Source organism: Symbiobacterium sp. (assembly GCF_040797425.1).
Classification (GTDB): domain Bacteria; phylum Bacillota; class Sulfobacillia; order Symbiobacteriales; family Symbiobacteriaceae; genus Symbiobacterium.
Map to the genome: position 1 here is coordinate 1 of NZ_JBFNEH010000046.1, position 13,965 is coordinate 13,965.

Annotated in this window: 12 protein-coding genes and 1 pseudogene; 4 read left to right on the forward strand and 9 right to left on the reverse strand. The window is 69.1% G+C overall.

All coding sequences use genetic code 11. The annotated features are described in order from the left end of the window. The first annotated feature begins 45 nt into the window (after positions 1–45). The 3 genes from AB2385_RS13380 to AB2385_RS13390 all read left to right on the forward strand — a co-directional run bounded on the left by AB2385_RS13380 (position 46) and on the right by AB2385_RS13390 (position 4,541). Positions 46–489 carry an NUDIX domain-containing protein gene (locus AB2385_RS13380; RefSeq protein WP_367655518.1) on the forward strand — a complete coding sequence of 148 codons (444 nt, stop codon included), beginning with the start codon at positions 46–48 and terminating at the stop codon, positions 487–489. 108 nt (positions 490–597) lie between these two features. Continuing rightward, positions 598–2,457, forward strand: coding sequence for a methyl-accepting chemotaxis protein (locus AB2385_RS13385; protein WP_367655519.1), 1,860 nt, complete (start codon positions 598–600; stop codon positions 2,455–2,457). 224 nt (positions 2,458–2,681) lie between these two features. Next, a complete protein-coding gene (locus AB2385_RS13390) occupies positions 2,682–4,541 on the forward strand; it encodes a methyl-accepting chemotaxis protein (protein WP_367655520.1) in 1,860 nt (619 codons plus the stop codon). 91 nt (positions 4,542–4,632) lie between these two features. Here AB2385_RS13390 and AB2385_RS13395 read toward each other — a convergent pair whose 3' ends face one another. From AB2385_RS13395 to AB2385_RS13420, 6 genes and pseudogenes are all read right to left on the reverse strand, one after another. After that, positions 4,633–5,274, reverse strand: coding sequence for a glycerol-3-phosphate responsive antiterminator (locus AB2385_RS13395; RefSeq protein WP_367655521.1), 642 nt, complete (start codon positions 5,272–5,274; stop codon positions 4,633–4,635). A gap of 13 nt (positions 5,275–5,287) precedes the next feature. After that, positions 5,288–5,605 (reverse strand): annotated as a pseudogene (locus AB2385_RS13400) (ArsC/Spx/MgsR family protein); the annotation flags it as partial. Between the two features lie 159 nt (positions 5,606–5,764). Further along, positions 5,765–6,196, reverse strand: coding sequence for a threonine/serine exporter family protein (locus tag AB2385_RS13405; RefSeq protein ID WP_367655522.1), 432 nt, complete (start codon positions 6,194–6,196; stop codon positions 5,765–5,767). Beyond that, positions 6,193–6,957: a threonine/serine exporter family protein gene (locus tag AB2385_RS13410; RefSeq protein ID WP_367655523.1), complete on the reverse strand. Its 765-nt coding sequence runs from the start codon at positions 6,955–6,957 to the stop codon at positions 6,193–6,195. Before AB2385_RS13410 ends, AB2385_RS13405 begins: the two co-directional genes overlap by 4 nt. Before the next feature lie 40 nt (positions 6,958–6,997). Beyond that, positions 6,998–7,972 carry an MBL fold metallo-hydrolase gene (locus tag AB2385_RS13415; RefSeq protein ID WP_367655524.1) on the reverse strand — a complete coding sequence of 325 codons (975 nt, stop codon included), beginning with the start codon at positions 7,970–7,972 and terminating at the stop codon, positions 6,998–7,000. A gap of 66 nt (positions 7,973–8,038) precedes the next feature. After that, entirely contained in the window at positions 8,039–10,123 is a 2,085-nt protein-coding gene (locus AB2385_RS13420) for a heterodisulfide reductase-related iron-sulfur binding cluster (protein WP_367655525.1), read from the reverse strand. 349 nt (positions 10,124–10,472) lie between these two features. Here AB2385_RS13420 and AB2385_RS13425 point away from each other — a divergent pair, with 349 nt between their 5' ends. Continuing rightward, complete coding sequence (locus AB2385_RS13425; RefSeq protein WP_367655526.1) at positions 10,473–10,814, forward strand: hypothetical protein; 342 nt, start codon at positions 10,473–10,475, stop codon at positions 10,812–10,814. A 61-nt stretch (positions 10,815–10,875) separates the two neighbouring features. On the opposite strand, the gene AB2385_RS13430 is transcribed toward AB2385_RS13425, so the two are convergent. The 3 genes from AB2385_RS13430 to AB2385_RS13440 form a co-directional block, all read right to left on the reverse strand. After that, positions 10,876–11,709 carry a PrsW family glutamic-type intramembrane protease gene (locus AB2385_RS13430; RefSeq protein WP_367655527.1) on the reverse strand — a complete coding sequence of 278 codons (834 nt, stop codon included), beginning with the start codon at positions 11,707–11,709 and terminating at the stop codon, positions 10,876–10,878. A gap of 63 nt (positions 11,710–11,772) precedes the next feature. Next, positions 11,773–12,093, reverse strand: a complete 321-nt coding sequence (locus AB2385_RS13435) for an SCP2 sterol-binding domain-containing protein (protein WP_367655528.1) — start codon at positions 12,091–12,093, stop codon at positions 11,773–11,775. Between the two features lie 162 nt (positions 12,094–12,255). Beyond that, positions 12,256–13,917, reverse strand: coding sequence for a long-chain fatty acid--CoA ligase (locus tag AB2385_RS13440; protein ID WP_367655529.1), 1,662 nt, complete (start codon positions 13,915–13,917; stop codon positions 12,256–12,258). Positions 13,918–13,965: the final 48 nt, after the last annotated feature.

The following is a 13,965-nucleotide window of genomic DNA, read 5'->3' on the forward strand; positions in this document are numbered from 1 at the left end:
CGACACGAAAACCAATTCAGCCCAGCCCATCTGGAGGGGAGCGCCATGCAGCGTCTGCGACGGCACCTCTCCGCCGGCGGCCTCGTCTTGCACAACAACTCCATCCTCCTGGTCAGGAACCGGCGCGGGCACTGGGGCCTTCCCAAGGGCCACTGGGAGCCCGGCGAACTCCTGGAGGAGACCGCAGCCCGGGAAGTGTTCGAGGAGACGGGACTCGAGGTCGAGATCGGCGACCTCGCCTTCATCACCGAGTTCCGCAATCTCGAGGCCCGGGAGCACCTGGTGCAGTTCTTCTTCGGGGCGACGCTGCTCGGCGGCTCCATCACACCCGCCCCCGGCGAGATCTCGGGGGTAAAGTGGGTGCCCACCTCGGAAGTCAGCCAATACATCCGCTGGCGTCCCTGGCTCGAACCGCTCACGCACTGGCTGAACGGCGGTACGGTGCGGTACCACTGCTTCCCGGATCCCTCGCGCAACCGGATACGCTGAGTCGTAAGCCCGGGGGGCCCCTGCCCCCGGGTTGTCGCCGCGCGCGTGTAGCCCGCTCAGTTGCCATGCCACAACCGCAGAACGGTCCGCAGCAAAGGAGGAACTACCGTGCGCATCCGACTCGCCACCAAACTCACTGTGGCCTTCTCTGCCGTAACCATGGTCACGTTGCTGATCGCCCTGTACCTCACCCTGTCGCTGTTTGCAATCTCCGACCAGTACCGCCTGGCGGTGGAGCGTATCCAGCCGGCGGCCCTCCACATGGCCAACGTCGTCGCGGCGCTGAACGGCCAGGAGTCCGCTGCGCGGGCGTATGCGCTTTACCAGGACATCCAGTTCCGGACGGATTACGAAGAGTTCACGGCCCAGTTGGAGCAGGAGCTAGCCGCACTGAAGGAACTGTTGTATGACCCGAATAATATCAAGCTGTTTGACCTTATCATTCAGAACAGCAGCCAGTACCAGGAGGTCGTGGCCGACACCTTTGCCCGGGTCGAGCAGGGCAACGCCCAGAGCGCCGCCCAGGTCCTCCAGTGGCGGGGCGAGCAACTCAGCCAGCAAGTTCGACACCTGGCCGAGCAACTGCAGGTCAACCTCAATCGAGCCGCTGATGAGGCCACGGCCGCAGCCAACCAGCGGTCGCAGCAGGCCCAGCAGGGGGCGATCGCAGCCTCGGCGGTTGGCCTGCTGCTGAGCCTGGTGCTGGGCTGGAGGCTGGCAAAGGGGATCGCACGGCCTGTGGCGCGGGTGGCGGCCGTGGCCCGGCAACTGGCCGCGGGTGACCTGACGGTCTCCGAGGTGCAGGTGCGGGGGCGGGACGAGATCGCCGACCTGAGCCGCACCGTGAACGAGATGCTCCGCAGCCTGCGGGCCCTCGTCGAGAACATCCAGCTCAGCACCGATGCGGTGACCCACACCGCCCAGCAACTGGCCAGCGCCTCCGACGACTCCGCCCGCGCCGCCCAGAGCGTTTCCCAGGCGGTCGCCGACGTGGCTTCCGGCGCCTCCGGCCAGGCTGCGGAGGCCGCCGCCGTCCACGACCGCATGGAGGACCTGCGCCAGGCCGTGCAGCAGATTGCCGCCAGCGCCGCCTCCTCCGCCGACGAGGTCCAGCGGGCGGCCCAGATGCTAGCGGAGGTGCGGCAGGCCCTGGACGATGCGACCCGCGACGCGGGCGATGCGGCGCAGGCGTCCGACCAGGCCGCAGAGACGGCCCGCACCGGCTCCGACGCCATCGGCCGCGCCCTCGCCGCGATGGAGCACATCCGGGAGGCCGCCGAGGAGAACGCCCGCCGCATCAACGACCTCAGTGCCATCTCGGGCGAGGTCGGCCAGATCACCAGCACCATCTCGGAGATTGCCGAGCAGACCAACCTCCTCGCCCTCAACGCCGCCATCGAGGCGGCCCGGGCCGGGGAGCAGGGCCGGGGCTTTGCCGTGGTGGCGCAGGAGGTGCGGCGCCTGGCCGAGCGGTCGGCGGCGTCGGCGCGGGAGATTGAGCGGCTGATCGCCGATATCCGGCAGCGCACGGATCAGACCGTGCAGGCGACGGAGGCGACGGCGGCCGAGGTGAGCGAGGGCTACCAGAAGGCGCAGGCGGCCCGGCAGGCGCTGGAGAACATCCTGCAGGCGATCGGCGTGGGCGCTGCGAAGGCAGAGCAGATTGCGCAGGGCGTGGAGGAGATCCGGGAGCGGGTGGCAGGGCTCACCCAGACCTTCGATGCCCTGGCAGCCACCAGCGAGGAGAACTCGGCGGCCACCGAGCAGATGGCCGAGACGGTGAACCAGGTGGCGCAGAGTGCGGCGGAGATCGGGGACGTATCCCGGAACACCGCGGCGGCGGTCCAGGAGGTCTCGGCCTCGGTGGAGGAGATGAGCGCCTCGGCCGAGGAGGTATCGGCGGCGGCGCAGTCGCTGGTGAACACGGCAGATGCGCTGCGGGAGCACGTGCAGCGGTTCCGGCTGTAGACAGCAAGGGCGGATCCACCAGCGGATCCGCCCTTTGGCGTGTGACCACCCGGTCTGGCCTGCGGAACAACAGCCGGCGTGCAGGGGGACTGGCCGCCGGGCGGCACGGCTTGTCCCCGCGCGACCCGGGTAGTATTATATTGATGATCAACATATTGCCCAATTCTGCCCTGCACATGTTCCATGCCGCCACCGCGGTCCCGGGCGACACAGGAGGGAGCACCGTGCGCATCAGACTCGTTACCAAACTGTCGGCAGCCTTCGCTGCCGTAACGGCGGTCGCGATGCTGGTCGTGCTGTTCCTGGCGATCTCGCTCTTCTCGGTCAGCCGCCAGTACCAGGTCGCCGTTGAGCGCATCCAGCCGGCGGCCATCCACATGGCCAACGTGGTCGCAACCTTGAACGCCCAGGAGTCGGCGATACGCGCCTACGCACTGTTCCGGAACGACCTGTTCCGGGCCTATTACATCGAGGCCACCACTGAGCTACGGAACGAGCTGGCCACGCTGCAGGAGCTGCTCTCCGAGCCCGAGGACGTTGAGATCCTCAACCAGATTACCGAGTACAGCACAGAGTACCAGCAGGTGGTCAAGGAGGCGTTCACCCGCATCGAACAGGGCAATGCCAACGGCGCCACTCTGCTTCTGCAGTCGCGGGGCGAAGAGCTCAGCGGCGACGTCCGGGATCTGGTGCGGGAACTGCAGGCCAACCTTGGCCGGGAGGCCGACGATGCCGTCACCCGCGCCCGCCAGCACGTCGAGGAGGTACGCCTGGGTGCCATCGTCGGCGCCGCGGTCGGCCTGCTGCTGAGCCTGGTGCTGGGCCGCATGCTGGCGAAAGGGATCGCACGGCCTGTGGTGCAGGTGGCAGCCGTGGCCCGGCAACTGGCCGCGGGCGACCTGACGGTCTCCGAGGTGCAGGTGCGGGGGCGGGACGAGATCGCCGACCTGGGCCACGCCATGAACGAGATGCTCCGCAGCCTGCGGGCCCTCGTCGAGAACATCCAGCTCAGCACCGATGCGGTGACCCACACCGCCCAGCAACTGGCCAGCGCCTCCGACGACTCCGCCCGCGCCGCCCAGAGCGTTTCCCAGGCGGTCGCCGACGTGGCTTCCGGCGCCTCCGGCCAGGCTGCGGAGGCCGCCGCCGTCCACGACCGCATGGAGGACCTGCGCCAGGCCGTGCAGCAGATTGCCGCCAGCGCCGCCTCCTCCGCCGACGAGGTCCAGCGGGCGGCCCAGATGCTAGCGGAGGTGCGGCAGGCCCTGGACGATGCGACCCGCGACGCGGGCGATGCGGCGCAGGCGTCCGACCAGGCCGCAGAGACGGCCCGCACCGGCTCCGACGCCATCGGCCGCGCCCTCGCCGCGATGGAGCACATCCGGGAGGCCGCCGAGGAGAACGCCCGCCGCATCAACGACCTCAGTGCCATCTCGGGCGAGGTCGGCCAGATCACCAGCACCATCTCGGAGATTGCCGAGCAGACCAACCTCCTCGCCCTCAACGCCGCCATCGAGGCGGCCCGGGCCGGGGAGCAGGGCCGGGGCTTTGCCGTGGTGGCGCAGGAGGTGCGGCGCCTGGCCGAGCGGTCGGCGGCGTCGGCGCGGGAGATTGAGCGGCTGATCGCCGATATCCGGCAGCGCACGGATCAGACCGTGCAGGCGACGGAGGCGACGGCGGCCGAGGTGAGCGAGGGCTACCAGAAGGCGCAGGCGGCCCGGCAGGCGCTGGAGAACATCCTGCAGGCGATCGGCGTGGGCGCTGCGAAGGCAGAGCAGATTGCGCAGGGCGTGGAGGAGATCCGGGAGCGGGTGGCAGGGCTCACCCAGACCTTCGATGCCCTGGCAGCCACCAGCGAGGAGAACTCGGCGGCCACCGAGCAGATGGCCGAGACGGTGAACCAGGTGGCGCAGAGTGCGGCGGAGATCGGGGACGTATCCCGGAACACCGCGGCGGCGGTCCAGGAGGTCTCGGCCTCGGTGGAGGAGATGAGCGCCTCGGCCGAGGAGGTATCGGCGGCGGCGCAGTCGCTGGTGAACACGGCAGATGCGCTGCGGGAGCACGTGCAGCGGTTCCGGCTGTAGACAGCAAGGGCGGATCCACCAGCGGATCCGCCCTCATTTTGTACGCCACTCGTTCATCGCATGGGGCTGCGCGCCCCCGATCCCACACGGTTCACGGGTCGCTCCGGAAGGGCCCCTCGAACGCCGCCGGGTCCAGGTGCCAGAGTGCGGCGCTGCTGGTGGAGACGCCCGAGGCCCCGGCCCTGAGCGCTTGTGCGACCTCCTCCGGGGTGCGCACCAGGCCGCCGGCGATGATCAGCGTGTGCGGCAGTTGTGCCCGGATCGCCCCCACGGCCCTGGGGACGATCCCCGGCAGCACCTCCACCACCTCCGCCCGGCTCGACCGGGCGGCCTCGATGCCCGTGGCCAGGGACTGCGAGTCCAGCAGGAAGAGTCGCTGCAACGGCGTGAGGCCCAGCCGGCGCGCGGCCTGCACCAACCCGGTGCGGGTGGTGATCAGCCCGAGGGGACGGGCCGTCTCGGCCAGATACTCCAGGGCTTCCTCGTCCCGGCCCAGGCCGCCGATGAAGTCCAGGTGGATGAAGAGGAGCTTGCCCGCCGCCGCCACGGCATCCCCCACGGCGGAGAGCCGCTGGATGCTGGTGGAGAGCAGGAAGATCGCGCGGCAGTGCGACGCGATCGCCTCCGGCAGCCGGTCCTCGTCCCGCACGGAGGCGATGACCGGATGCACCCGGAGGGCGTCGGCCAGGGCCGCTGCACCCTTGCTCTGCCGCCGGTCGGCCACGGTGATCATCTCGCTTTCGTCGTCAATGCTGCTGCCCGTCCAGGAGCCGCTCGAGGCTGGGCACGTCGTAGCCCACCACCACCTGATCGCCGCGGACCACCACGGGACGGCGCCAGAGACCCGGTTCCCGGGCCAGGAGTTCGACCAGTTCCTCGTCGCTCAGGTCCCGCTCGGCGAGGCCCAGTTCCTTGTAGCGCCGGCTGCGGGTGGAGAGCAGATCCCGCACGCCGCCCGGCAAGCGGGCCGCCAGCCACCGCACCTCGTCGGGGGTGGGCTTCTCCTTGAAGAAGCGCCGCTCGGTCACAGAGACCGGCTTCGTGGCAAGCAACTGCTTGGCCTTCTGACAGGACGTTCAGGTGGGGTACGTGTAGAAGGTGACTTCCCGCTCCATCGTGCACACCTCCTGGACTTAGTGTTCCACTTCTGCCCAGGGGGCTCCTGCCCGCCCCCAGACGAAAGCCGACCTCCGGCCGGGAGCACGGCCCGGTGCGGCCGTGCGTCAGCGCGGGTGCCTGTGGCGGCCGCCCCAGCGCCGGAAGAGCACGGGCGGGATGGCGAGGCCGGCCGCCAGCAGGCCGGCAAACAGGAGGGCGCGTGCCAGCATCCAGGCGCCCTCCGCCAGCCGGTTCTGGGAGAGCAGCAGCACGCCCCGGTAGGCGATGATGCCCGGCACCAGCGGGAAGAGGCCCGGGATGGCGAACAGGATCGCCGGATGATGCAGCCGCCGGGCCAGGACCTCCGCCAGCAGGCCCAGTACCAGGGCCCCGAGGAAGATCGCGGCCGGATCGGGCAGGCCCAACTGCCGGGAGAGATCATACCCCGCCCAGGCCGCCAGGCCGCAGAGGCCCGACCAGAGGATTGCCGAGCGGGGTGCGCGGAACGAGATGGCGATGGCGACCGACGTGAGGAAAGCAAACGGATAGGTGATCACAGGACTGCGCCACCCCCAACGAGGAAGAGCGCCGAGCCGACCCCGATGGCCAGTGCGGTCACCTTCACGAAGGCCTCGAGGCCCCGGGCAGTGGCGCTCACCAGGTCGCCGGAGATCGCGTCGCGCAGTGCATTCGTAAAGGCCAACCCGGGCACGAGGATCATGATGCCGCCCGCCACTACCGGACCCACCGGCACGCCCAGCCAGCGGTTGAGCAACGTCGCCCCGAAGACGGCGTTGGCGCCGGCGATGAGGTCGCTCACGGCGTCCGGAAGACCCAGCCAGCGGCACATGCGCTCGCCCGCCTGCACGGCGAGGTTGACGAAGAAGGCCGGCACCACGCCGTCCAGGGTGCCGCCCACCAGCATGGTGGCGGCGGCGGCCCCGAGCCCGTTCACCGGCACGTCCAGCCAGGCGGGCAGAGGGGCGGGCTGCGCCGCGATCGCCCGGACGCGCCGGAGGGCCTCTTCCGGGTCCAGCGGCCGGGCGACCAGCTGACGGGAGAGTTCGTTGATGCTGCTGATTCGGTCGAGGGCGATGGTGCGCCGCCGCACCCGCCGGATGACGGTGGCCTCCTCCTGGGAGAGGCAGATGAAGATGCCGGTGGGTGTGGCGAAGATCTCGGGCTCCTCCACCCCGTAGGCGCGCAGGATGCGCCCAACGGTGTCCTCCACCCGGGCGACGTCGGCGCCGCATTCCATCAGCACGGCACCGGCGGTTGCGGCAAGCCGCAGCACGGCGGCGCGTTGTTCTCTGTCCACTTCTGTTCACCTCTGCGGGGCCGCAGGCGGCCCCCTGCGCCTAGACGGCTGCTCTGTACGAAACGAACCCGGAGTGCCGGTCGAAGCGGGCCCGCCCCTGCACCACCAGCAGGTCGAGGTGGGCCACCACTTCAGAGAGGGCCAGGAACTGGTGGAAGCCCTGCACCCGGGGAAAGAGCTCCCCCGTCAGCTCCCAGGGGCGGCGCCCGGGACCCAGGAGCCCCAGCACGGCGTCCAGCCTGCGGGCATGCTGGGTCCGGTAGCGCGCCACCACCGCCCGGTGGTCGGTGATCACCGGCCCGTGCCCGGGCAACACCCGGTCGAGGTCCATCGCCTCCACCCGGTCCAGCGAGCGCAGGAACTGTGCAAGCGTCATGGCCCGGGACGGGTCGTGGGGCACCGCGTCCCGGTGGCCCGGGAGCACCGGCTCCATGATCGGGTTGGGCGTGACCCCCTCCAGCAGGTGGTCTCCGCCCAGCAGGGTGCGCCCCGCCCGGTCCAGGAAGCCGGTGTGCCCCAGGGCGTGGCCCGGCAGGTGCACTGCCTCCAGCTGGCCGCCCTCGAAGGGGAAGATCTGGCCGTCGGCCAGCGGCCGCCAGCCGGCCAGCGGCGCGGTCAGCTTCCGCTCCAGCCGCCAGAACTCCCTGGCCATCCCGATCTGGTCAGGACCGACACCCGCCTCCTCCATGGCGCGGACGAGCTGCTCCTCCCACCAGGGCGAAGCCTCGGCCTTGGCCTGCTCCTCCGGGTGCAGGTAGACCTCGGCCCCCGACTGCTCCTGAATCCAGCCGGCCAGGCCGAAGTGATCTACGTGGGCGTGGGTCAGCAAGACGCGCCTGACGTCGCTGACGGCGAGGCCCAGCGCGGCCAGCCCGGCCGTGAGCGCCTCCCGGCACTCCTGCGTGCGCAGGCCCGCGTCGATGAGGGTGACGGGGTCCTGGCGCACCAGATAGACGTGCACCGGACCCAGCCCCGGAAACGGCGTCGGCAGCGGAATCTGATGAATCGGCAGCATGGCGTTTCTCCATCCTCCCCCAACGGAAAGGCGCCGTGCCCCCCCACGGCGCCTCACCCTATCACTTTAGCGATTTTGGACGGTCCCTGCAACAGCTTGCTCGGATCCGGTGCTGCCGCCTTCCGTCACCGCCTCCAGCAACAGTTCGGCCAGGTCGAGCACCCGGATCTGGCCGCTGCCGTCCTCGGCCGCGACGCCGTCGGAGAGCATCGTCATGCAGAAGGGGCAGTTGGTGGCCACCGTGGTCGCTCCGGTGGCGATGGCCTGCCGGCTCCGCTCGATGTTGATCCGGGTACCGTGGTGCTCCTCCATCCACATCCGGGCCCCGCCGGCGCCGCAGCACATCGCCGTGCTGCCGTGCCGCTCCATCTCCCGCAGCTCCACCCCGGGCAGTGCCCGGAGCAGCGCACGCGGCGCCTGGAACTCGCCGCCGTAGCGGCCCAGGTAGCAGGAATCGTGGTAGGTCACCGCCTCCGCCACCTTCCGGACGGGCTTCAGCCGGCCCTCCTGCACCAGCCGGGCGAGCAGCTGGGTGTGGTGGACGACCTCCACGTCCAGCCCCATTTCCCGATAGTCCTTGTCGAAGGTGTGGAAGCAGTGCGGGCAGTGGGTAATGATCTTCTTCACCCCGTAGGCCTTCAGCGTCTCGATGTTCTCCATGGCGAGCTGCTGGAAGAGCATCTCGTTGCCCGCCCGCCGGGCCGAGTCGCCGGTGCACTTCTCCTCCTTGCCCAGGATGGCGTAGGAGACGCCGGCCCGATCCAGGAGCTGCACGATGGCCCGGGCGATCTTCTGCCCGCGCTGGTCGTACGCCCCGGCGCAGCCGGGCCAGAAGAGGTACTCGGCGTCGGGCCGGTCGGCGATCAGGGGCACGTTCAGCCCCTCGGTCCACTGCGTGCGGGTGTGGGCGCCCAGACCCCACGGGTTGCCCTGCCGCTCCAGGTTCTTGAAGGTGAGGTTCAGCTCCTGCGGGAACTCGCCCTGGAGCATCACCTGGTGGCGGCGCATCTCCACGATCTTGGGCACGTGCTCGATGTAGACCGGGCAGACCTCCATGCACGCCCGGCAGGTGGTGCAGGCCCAGAGTGCCTCGGGGTCGACCACCGGCCCCACCAACTCCGACTCAAAGGGCTGCTCCCCCGGCCGTTCGCCCTTCATCGCCGCCAGGGCCAGCGCAGGGCCCCGCGTGTGCAGGTGGTGCTGCAGGTCGAGGATCAGCTTCTTGGGGTTGAGCGGCTTGCCCGTGAGGAACGCCGGGCAGTTCTCCTGGCAGCGGCCGCACTCCGTGCAGGCGTCCAGGTCGGCCAGGTCCTTCCACGAGAAGTCCCAGAGCGACGCCGCACCCAGCACCGGGGCCTCCGACTCCAGGTCAGTGGTGCTGAGAATGCCGGCGGGCCGCAGGTCAGAAAGGAAGATGTTCACCGGACCCGTGAGGATGTGCACCATCTTGGAGTAGGGCAGGTGAGCGATGAGCGCGAAGGAGATCGTCATGTGGAACCACCAGAGCACCCGGTGGAGCACCAGCATGGCCTCCAGCGAGAGGAAGCTGGCCAGCAGGCGGCCGTGGGCCAGGCCCACGGGCGACCAGGCCGCCCACGGGTCGTCGGTGGCCACGATGCGGATGCCCTCCACCCAGAAGCCCGTCCACAGGATCAGCAGGATGTGGGCGAGGAAGAGCCAGTCGGGCAGCAGCCCGGGCCGGTCCGCCACCCGGGAGAGCGCCCGGGGCTTCACGATTCCCCGCCGCACCCAGGCGATGACGACGCCCACCATGGCCAGCAGCCCCGCCAGGTCGAGGACGAGCGACTGGAACCACAAGTAGAAGGCGCCCTGCATGATACGGATGCGGAAGTCCTCGTGCACCATCACGACCAGCGTGCCGAGGAAGAGGATGGCGAAGCCCCAGGAGAACAGGATGTGGAAGACGCCGGCCACCCTGTTCTGCGACAGCCGGCGCTGGAGCGCCGCGTGCTGCCACACCCGCCCGAGGCGTGCGCGCACCTGGTCCCAGCGGACCTCTGGCCTGCCGATGAACCAGAGTCGGACGCGCTGCCACATGCCGTAGGCGAATACGGCGAACGCGGCGACCAGAATCAGGTAGAGTATCCATTCATTGTTAATGTTCCAGTAGACGGTTCGCGTTGCAGCCATCTCTGTGCCTCCCCTTTGCCAGCCGGGATTCAACCCCGTCCCCCACACGGCGGTTGAATGAATGTCCATTCATAGGCTGTCTCGGTATATTCGTCTCTCTCAGCGGAATATCCTCTATGCTCATTCTATTCTACAAGAGAATATCCGCCCACTCTGCGAACACCCCGCCGGGTGCGGAGCCCCGGCGGCTGGCACCCCGGAGTACGTGCCTCTCCGCCTGCATCAGGCTCGCCGCCAACCGCTCCTGCATGGGCGCCTCCAGGACGGCTTCCGGCCCATGGCTCCCCGGGCAGTCGCCTGCCGGCATTCGGGCGAGCCGGGGCGAATAGCCTCTCTGGGGGGGATGCACGTGCAGGACCTGCTCTACCGGGCGGGGTTCCCCGCCACGCGCTGGGGGTGGCTCGGGTTCCTCGCCGCCGTGGCGCTGGGCACCGTGGCCACGGCAACCGCCACCGGCGTCGAGGCGGTTCTCCTGGCCGGCCTGATCCTGCTCTCGTGGGTGATCAACCTGGCCACCCTCCGCTGGCCGGCCCGGTGGCGGCTGATCTGCCACGTGGCGGCGTGGGTGGTGCTCTACCGGGCCGTCCTGCCGGAGCGACCCTGGTACGTGGTGGTGCCGGCCGCCCTCCTGCTGGCAGGCGCCGTGATCTGGGAGCAGGAGCGGCGGGTCGCCGAAAGGTTGGCCGGCTGATAGCACCGCGGGCCCTGCATGTCGGCCATGCAGGGCCCGCGGTCTGTCGGAACGGGCTTGTCTACTGCAGCTTCTTGCCGCAGTTCGGGCAGAAGCGCGCCCCCACGGGGTAGATCCCCCCGCAGTGGGGGCAGGGCACGTCCGCAGCGGTCAGCTGATACGCGGCCACCGGCCGGAAGGGCGACGCCTGCTGCGCCTTGCGCACCCTGGGCAGCAGCGCCAGCCACAAGGCGACCACTGCGGCATAAAGCAAGGCCGTGCCGAAACCGTAGCGAATCAGGTCGGTCAGGCTCTCGAGGGCCATGTCCTGGTTGAGGCTGCCCAGGTTGTAGAAGCCGTGCAGCAGGCTCGGCAGCACCCACCCCTCGAGTACGTGCAGCACCTTCTCCCGCCGGGTGTGGGCGAAGCGGACCACCCCGGCGTGGTAGCCCATGATCATGCCCACGATTACGTGCATGGGTACGGCGGTCGTCGTGCGCACCATGGCCGTCAGGAGTCCCGTGTAGATGTCGCCGTTCAGGAACACGTACACGAGGTTCTCCACCACGGCGAAGCCCATGTGGGTCACGCCGAAGTAGACGATGCCGTCCATTACCTCGTTGAACTGGGGCCGCCGCCAGCAGGCGGCCCAGGCAGCGATCCCCTTGCCGGTCTCCTCGACGAGGGCCGCGACGACGAACGAGATATAGACGGTGGCCATGAAGCCGCTGAAGGGGCTGATCTGATCGAGCAGGACTTCGACGAAGTAGATGGGGATGGTGGCCAGCACGCCGGCGACGAAGGCGCCGGCGATGTGCGTCCACGGCTCGGGCTCGTATTTGTCCAGATGACGGATGTACCAGAGCATGGCGATCGCCGGCACCAGCGCGATCACCAGCGCGAACAGGTGGAGCAAGGAGGTCACTCCCTACGTGTGAAAGGCCCCCACCCGGGGGATGGGGGCCGCGATTCCGCCGGATCAGCCGATCAGCTGCTGGAGCTTCAGCGCCATGCCCATGTCGCCCCGTACCTTCAGCTTGCCGGCCATAAAGGCGGCCATGGGGTTGAGCTTGCGCTCGAGCAGGGCGAAGAAGTCGGCGGTGGCGATGCTGATGGTGCACCCGGCGTCGGGCAGGGGCCCTTCCCCGATCTCGTACGTGCCGTTGTCGAACTTGGCGTGGAAGGTGCCGCCGCCCTCGCCGGTCAGCTCAAACTGGTAGCTGGCCTTCAGGTTCGCGATCTTCGCGGGGTTCGCCGCAATATGCGCCTTGAGGTTCTCAAGCAGCTCCGCAATCGTCATGGGTCCTCGCTCCTTCCATCCACTCCCCGCTGGAGCCGCGGGGCCTGAGGGTGAATTCTTCGGCATCGGCCGCAGCAAAATCCTGCCCCCGAAAGGCACCTCTGCACGCGCGGAGGCACAGGAACCGCCCTGTGCCCCTGCCCGCCCGGCTGTCGCCGCCGGTCACGACACGGCAGACGTGCTCTTCTGTTTCTCCCGCTCCACCAGCTCGCGCCGCAGCACCTTGCCCACCGTCGACTTGGGCAGCTCCGGCAGGAACTCCACCGACCGGGGCCGCTTGTAGGCGGCCAGCCGCTCCCGACAGAAGTCGAGAATCTCCTGCTCGGTGGCGTGCATTCCCGGTTTCAGCACCACGAAGGCCTTCACCGTCTCGCCCCGGTAGGCGTCAGGCACGCCCACGGCGCAGGCCTCCAGCACGGCGGGGTGCTGGTAGAGCACCTCGTCGATCTCCCGCGGGTAGATGTTGAAGCCGCCGGCGATGATCATGTCCTTCTTCCGATCCACGATGTAGAGGTAGCCGTCCTCGTCCATCCGGCCGATGTCCCCCGTGTAGAGCCAGCCGTCCCGGAGCGTTGCAGCGGTCTCCTCGGGCTTGTTCCAGTATCCCTTCATCACCTGCGGCCCCCGGATGACCACCTCCCCCTCGCCGCCCGGCGGCAGGTCTTCGCCCGTCTCCAGGTCGACGATGCGCACGTCGGTGCCGGGGTAGGGCAGGCCGACGCTGCCCGGAATCCGCTTGCCGGTACGGGGGTTGGCGTGGGTCACCGGCGACGTCTCGGTGAGGCCGTAGCCCTCCATGATCGTGGCGCCGGTCACCTGCTCGAACTTCTGGAGCAGCTCCACCGGCATCGAGGCCGCCCCGGTGACGCAGAGTTCGATCGAGCTCAGGTCGTACTTGCCCACGTCGGGGTGGTTCAGCAGGCCGACGTACATCGTGGGCACCCCGGGGAAAATGGTCGGCCGGTACTTGGCGATGGTCTTCAGCAGGTCTCCGGCTTCGAAGCGGGGCACCAGCACCACCGTGGAGCCAGTGGCCAGGCCCGTGTTCACGGCGGCGGTGAAGCCGTAGGAGTGGAACATGGGCAGTACGGCCAGCACCGTGTGATGCCGACTGTCATCCATGCCGATCCACTCCCGAATCTGCGTGATGTTGGCGGTGATGTTGGAATGGGTGAGCATGACCCCCTTCGACACGCCCGTCGTGCCGCCCGTGTAGAGCAGGACCGCCAGGTCCTCCTTGGGCTCCACGGGGGCCACCTGGATGGCGTCGGGGCTCTCCTGGAGCAGGTCCATGAAGTGCGCTGCGTCGGAAGCGGGAATGCGGGGCGGCTTGGCTTTCATCCGGTAGAGAAAATTCAGGGGGAAGTTAAGGAAGTCCTGAACGCCGGTCCAGATGTAGGCCTCGGCCCCGCCGGCCTCGCGGACCTTCTGCCAGAACAGGTCCAGGGTGATCATGAGCCGCGAGCCCGAGTCCCGCACCTGGTAGGCGATCTCCCGCGCCACGTAGAGCGGGTTGAACTGCACCGGAATCGCACCGATGCGCTGGCAGGCGAAGGTGGCGATGACATTCTGCGGCGAGTTCGGCAGGATGATGCCCACCCGGTCCCCCTTCCGGATGCCGTAGCGCCTCTGCAGCGCCGCGCCGAACCGGTCCACCAGTTCCACCAGCTCCCGGTAGCTGATCCGCTTCCCCATGAAGATGAGCGCCGTGCGCTCCGGGTGCGCCTGCGACTGGTCGAAGAGCATCTGGTACACCGGAACCGCGGGGAAATCGAGTTCCCAGCGCACGTCCTTCGGGTACGCCTTGAGGTACGGACGCTCCACCTCACATGCCCCCTTTGCCGAGGATGACGCATCATGAGACCGATTTCT

What these genes read in the sequence shown, in the direction of transcription:
- AB2385_RS13380 (WP_367655518.1), top strand. Translation starts at nt 46, where the DNA reads ATGCAGCGTCTGCGACGGCACCTCTCCGCCGGCGGCCTCGTCTTGCAC.
- AB2385_RS13395 (WP_367655521.1), bottom strand. Translation starts at nt 5,274, where the DNA reads ATGATCACCGTGGCCGACCGGCGGCAGAGCAAGGGTGCAGCGGCCCTG.
- AB2385_RS13415 (WP_367655524.1), bottom strand. Translation starts at nt 7,972, where the DNA reads ATGCTGCCGATTCATCAGATTCCGCTGCCGACGCCGTTTCCGGGGCTG.
- AB2385_RS13420 (WP_367655525.1), bottom strand. Translation starts at nt 10,123, where the DNA reads ATGGCTGCAACGCGAACCGTCTACTGGAACATTAACAATGAATGGATA.
- AB2385_RS13435 (WP_367655528.1), bottom strand. Translation starts at nt 12,093, where the DNA reads ATGACGATTGCGGAGCTGCTTGAGAACCTCAAGGCGCATATTGCGGCG.